Genomic DNA, 4347 nt, shown 5'->3' on the forward strand with positions numbered 1-4347 from the left:
ACTTGCTCCGGGACCGGTGGCGATCTTTAGGCGCGGCGTCGCGCGATGTGCCTTGCCGGGGCGTGGGCCGTTCACGGCCGGCGGTCCCGGAGCAAGTTCGGGACGACGAGGAGGCTCACGCATCGGTCAGTTCCCGCAAGGGCGCCGTACTGTCGCCGAACTTCGCGGTGGGCACGCCCAGCGTCTGCAGGCCCGCCAGCATCAGGTTGGACATGGTGGTGCCCTTCTCGACCCGGCTGTGGCGCCCGCCCTTCACCAGCCCGCCCGCGACGATCACCGGCAGGTCCATGTAGTCGTGCTCGTTGGAATCGCCGAAGGCCGAGCCCCGGATCACCAGCGTGCGGTCCAGCAGCGAGGCCTCGCCATCGCGCGTGTCCTTCATCTTCTGGAGGTAATAGGCGAAGAATTCCATGTGATAGCGGTTGATCTTCGCCAACTGCGCCATCTTGTCCGGGTTGTTGCCGTGGTGGCTGAGCATGTGGTGCGAATCCGGCACGCCGATCTCCGGATACGTGCGGTTCGACAGTTCGCGCCCGATCATGAACGTGCCGACGCGGGTTACGTCGGCCTGCATGGCGAGCACCTGCAGGTCGATCATCAGCTTGACGTGCTCGGCGAAGTCGTCGGGAATGCCTGCGGGTTGCTGCAGGTTGGCGGCCTGCGTGGTGGCGGGCGAAGCGGCGCTGCGCTGGATGCGCTTCTCGATGGCGCGGGTGGCGTCGAGGTATTCGTCGAGCTTGCGCTTGTCCTCCATGCCCAGCTGGCCCGAGAGGCGGCGGGTGTCGTCCATCACGAAGTCGAGGATCGAGGACTGGCGCCGCAACTGGGCGAGGCGGCCCGCTTCATCGGTGTCGCCATCGCCGAACAGCCGCTCGAACACGGCGCGCGGGTTCGCCTCGACCGGCAGCGGCACCGTGGGGGTGAGCCACGAGATGCCGTTGGTATAGGCGCACGAATAGTTGATGTCGCACGATCCGAGCAGGCTGGCGGTGTCGATCCCCAGCTCCAGCGAGGCGAGCGGGGTGGCGTCACCCAGGTGCTGCGCGAAGACCTGATCCATCGATATCCCTGCGCGGATATCCGGCCCTTCGGTCTGCTTGGCGTGCGCCCCGGTGAGGAAAGCGGGGCACGAGCGTCCGTGGCCTGCCGGTCGGTCGCCCATGGCAGCGGCCTGCGGATGGCCGAGGCCGCTGATGACGGCGATCTGCTCGCGGTGAGGGGCGAGGGGCTGGAGTGAGGAGGGCAGGACGTAATCGGCGCCTGTCGCGGTGGGCAGGAAGTCCGGCATCGTCATGCCGTTGGGGGAATAGAACACCTGAAGCCGCTTCGGCCGTGAGGCGAGGTCGGCGGCCTTCGCGCTCGGCATCATCGCTTCGAGGAAGGGGAGCGCCATGGCGGCACCGGCACCGCGCAGCACGGTGCGGCGCGAGAGGGCGGGGCGGATCACTCTCATTTCAGGGCCTTCCGGGGAATGGCGATCAGAGACAGGGCGGCGGGCCTTGCCGACGGGGCTTCGACAAGCTCAGCCTGAGCGGAATTGAGAGCGCTTTTGCCAGAGACATAGCCCCAACCCCGCTCACCCTGAGCTTGTCGAAGGGGCAGGCGCGGGGTCTGGCCATAGGCCGCCTTGAACGGCTGCGGCACGCGGCGCAGGGTGAAGGCGGGGCTCTGTGCGATACCGCGTACGATGGTCTGGATGCGGTACTGGTCCGCCGCCGCCGCAGAGGCGATCGCGCGCACCGTGGGCATGTCGTTGGCCGAAAGGCCGCGCGCCACCGCATAGGTCATCAGCCGTTCGGTGAACGCGCGGGTGAACTCGTCCTTGCGGTCCATGAGAACCTGCTGGAGCCCGGTGAGACCGTCGAATTTGAACCCGTCGGGCATCGTCGCGAGGGTGTCGATCGGCTGGCCCGCATCCACCGTGCGCCACTGGCCGACGGCATCGAAGTTTTCGAGGCTGAAGCCCATCGGGTCCATCTTCACATGGCAGGCGGCGCAGGTCGGGTTGGCGCGGTGCAGTTCCAGCTGCTGGCGCGCGGTGAGCAGGCGGCCGTCGTGGCTGGTCTTGAGCGCGGGCACGTCTGGCGGCGGCGGGGGCGGCGCGGCGGCGAGCATGTTGTCGAGGATCCATTTGCCGCGCTTCACCACGCTGGTGTGGTTGCCATAGGAGGTGACCGTCAGCACGCTGGCCTGCCCCAGCAGCCCGCCGCGATGCCATTCGGGACGCAGCACCACGCGGCGGAAGGCGGGGCCGGAGACGCCGGGAATCCCGTAGTGCTCGGCAAGGCGCTGGTTGAGGAAGGTGTAGTCGGCACTGATGAAGTCCAGCACCGGGCGGTCGCCGCGCAGCACGTCGGCGAAGAACATCTCCGTCTCGGTCGCCATCGCCGACTTGAGGCGCGCGTCGAACTTCGGGAACACCTCGGTGTCGGGGCGCTGCTGGTCGAGGTTGCGCAAGTAGAGCCATTGCCCGGCGAAGTTCGTCGTCAGCGCCTTCGCGCGCGGATCGGCGAGCATGCGGGCGATCTCGGCGTTCAGTACGGTGGGTTGGCCCAGTTTGCCCTGCTCGGCGAGAGTCAGCAGGCGGTCGTCGGGGATCGAACTCCACAGGAACAGCGACAGGCGCGTCGCCAGTTCGAGGTCGGAGACGCGGTTGACGCTCCCGGGCATCGCGCCTTGCGGATCGCGCTCCACCACGAAGAGGAATTCAGGCGAGACCAGCACGGCTTCCAGCGCCGCCTCGATGCCGTGCTCGAAGTCCGATGCCTTGCGCTCCTCGGCGTAGATGCGCAGCAGAGGAGCGACGTCGAAGCCGGCGACCGGGCGGCGCCAAGCGCGGCGGGCGAGGGTGGTGATGATCTTCGTCGCGCAGGCATCTTCCTCGCTGGCCTTTTTCGGGCGGCAGAGGAACACGGCGCGGCGGCTGGCGGTGTCCGGCACGCCTGCCGCATCGAACGGCCCGGCGACATCGACCTGCAGCACGTCGCGCGGGAAGTTCCGCTGCGAGTACCGCTGGTGCATGCGGTAGCTGGGCACGCTCAGCGTCTTGGCCAGCTTGCCGTCCACCCACACGTCGAGGGGGAGCATCTTCGGCTTGTCGAGGGGCAGTGGCACCTTGTCCGTATCGTTGCGCAGCACCTGCACCGCCTCGGACGGCGCGATGGTGCGGCGGAACGACAGCGCCACGAGGTGCGAGCCTGCCTTCATCGGCACACGGGCGGTGAACTTGTCCTCGGCCAGACGGTCGGTTTCGTTGTTGGTGTTTGCGTTGAGCCAGGCCGAGACATCGTATTGCCCGTCGTAGCGTGCATAGTACCGCTGGGCGTAGCCGCCGCGCGAGGCCAGCGGGAGGTTCGCGTCCGCGCGTTCGTTATAGCCCGGCACGCCCGAGTTCTGGACCGAGCCGTCCTTGGGCACCTGCCATGTCGTCACCACCTCCCGCCTTGAGGTGAGGCCGGTGGCCATGCGGCCGACCTTGCCTGCGACGGCGACGTAGCGTTCCATCAGCGTGGGGGAAACGGAGAGGACGTCGGCGATGTTGTCGAAGCCGAAGCCGGAGTTGTCGGCGGGCAGTTCGCGGCTGAAATCGACATCGAGCGCCAGCAGGTCGCGCACCGAATTGGCGTATTCCATGCGGTTGAGGCGGCGCAGCGCCGGGCGGCCGGGATCGGGATTGGCGGCGAGGTAGCCCGCGCGAGAGGTGTCGAGCCAGTTCACGAAGGCGGCGCGCATCTGCGCCGAGGGCTGCGTCTTGCCGTGGGGCGGCATTTCTCCGGCGGCGACGCGGCGCAGGATTTTCTCCCATTCGTCGGCGTGTTTGCCGGTGCGGATGTCGTCGGCGCGCAGGTCTTCCACCGAGAGGTCGGCGATGTTGTCGATGTCGTTGTGGCAGCGTGAGCAGTATTCGCCCAGCATCGGCTCGACGAAGTTCGCGGCCTGCTGCGGGGTCATCGCGGCGAAGCCGGGTGTCTGGTCTGGCGCGGCGTCCTGAGTTGCGGCGTAGACGGTGGCGGCGGTGACGAGTGCGCTGAGCGCGAGCGTCGTCCTGCCGAGGTTGTGTCGCCCGAGAAGGCTCATCGATGTTTCCGACCCCTTGGCCGAGCCCGCGTTTTCGCGGGTTTCCGGCACGCCCTGTCCCGTCGAAACGGGTCCTGTTGGGCGGACGGGTTATCGGTTGGGGGTGTTGCGGTCCAACAGCATTAATCGGACATGGCGTGCGAGAAATTGGAGCGGGGGCGTTCGGTGACACGCGGGGGGCTTCGACAAGCTCAGCCTGAGCGGGATTGAGATACTGCGCTACCTCCGCTCACCCTGAGCTTGTCGAAGGGTCAGGCTGAGCTTGTCGAA

Annotated in this window: 2 protein-coding genes; both read right to left on the minus strand. The window is 67.6% G+C overall.

Annotated features, from left to right (window positions below; genetic code table 11):
* Positions 1-115: 115 nt before the first annotated feature.
* Positions 116-1453: a DUF1552 domain-containing protein gene (locus ACYPYD_RS08525; RefSeq protein ID WP_459662810.1), complete on the minus strand. Its 1338-nt coding sequence runs from the start codon at positions 1451-1453 to the stop codon at positions 116-118.
* The gene (locus ACYPYD_RS08530) at positions 1450-4077 is read right to left on the minus strand and encodes a DUF1592 domain-containing protein (RefSeq protein WP_459662811.1); all 2628 of its coding nucleotides are present in this window, start codon (positions 4075-4077) and stop codon (positions 1450-1452) included. Before ACYPYD_RS08530 ends, ACYPYD_RS08525 begins: the two co-directional genes overlap by 4 nt.
* Positions 4078-4347: the final 270 nt, after the last annotated feature.

This window comes from Novosphingobium sp. 11B, assembly GCF_054589055.1.

Excerpts from the sequence above, each read along its gene's own strand:
- ACYPYD_RS08525 (WP_459662810.1), bottom strand. The coding sequence starts at position 1,453 with ATGAGAGTGATCCGCCCCGCCCTCTCGCGCCGCACCGTGCTGCGCGGT.
- ACYPYD_RS08530 (WP_459662811.1), bottom strand. The coding sequence starts at position 4,077 with ATGAGCCTTCTCGGGCGACACAACCTCGGCAGGACGACGCTCGCGCTC.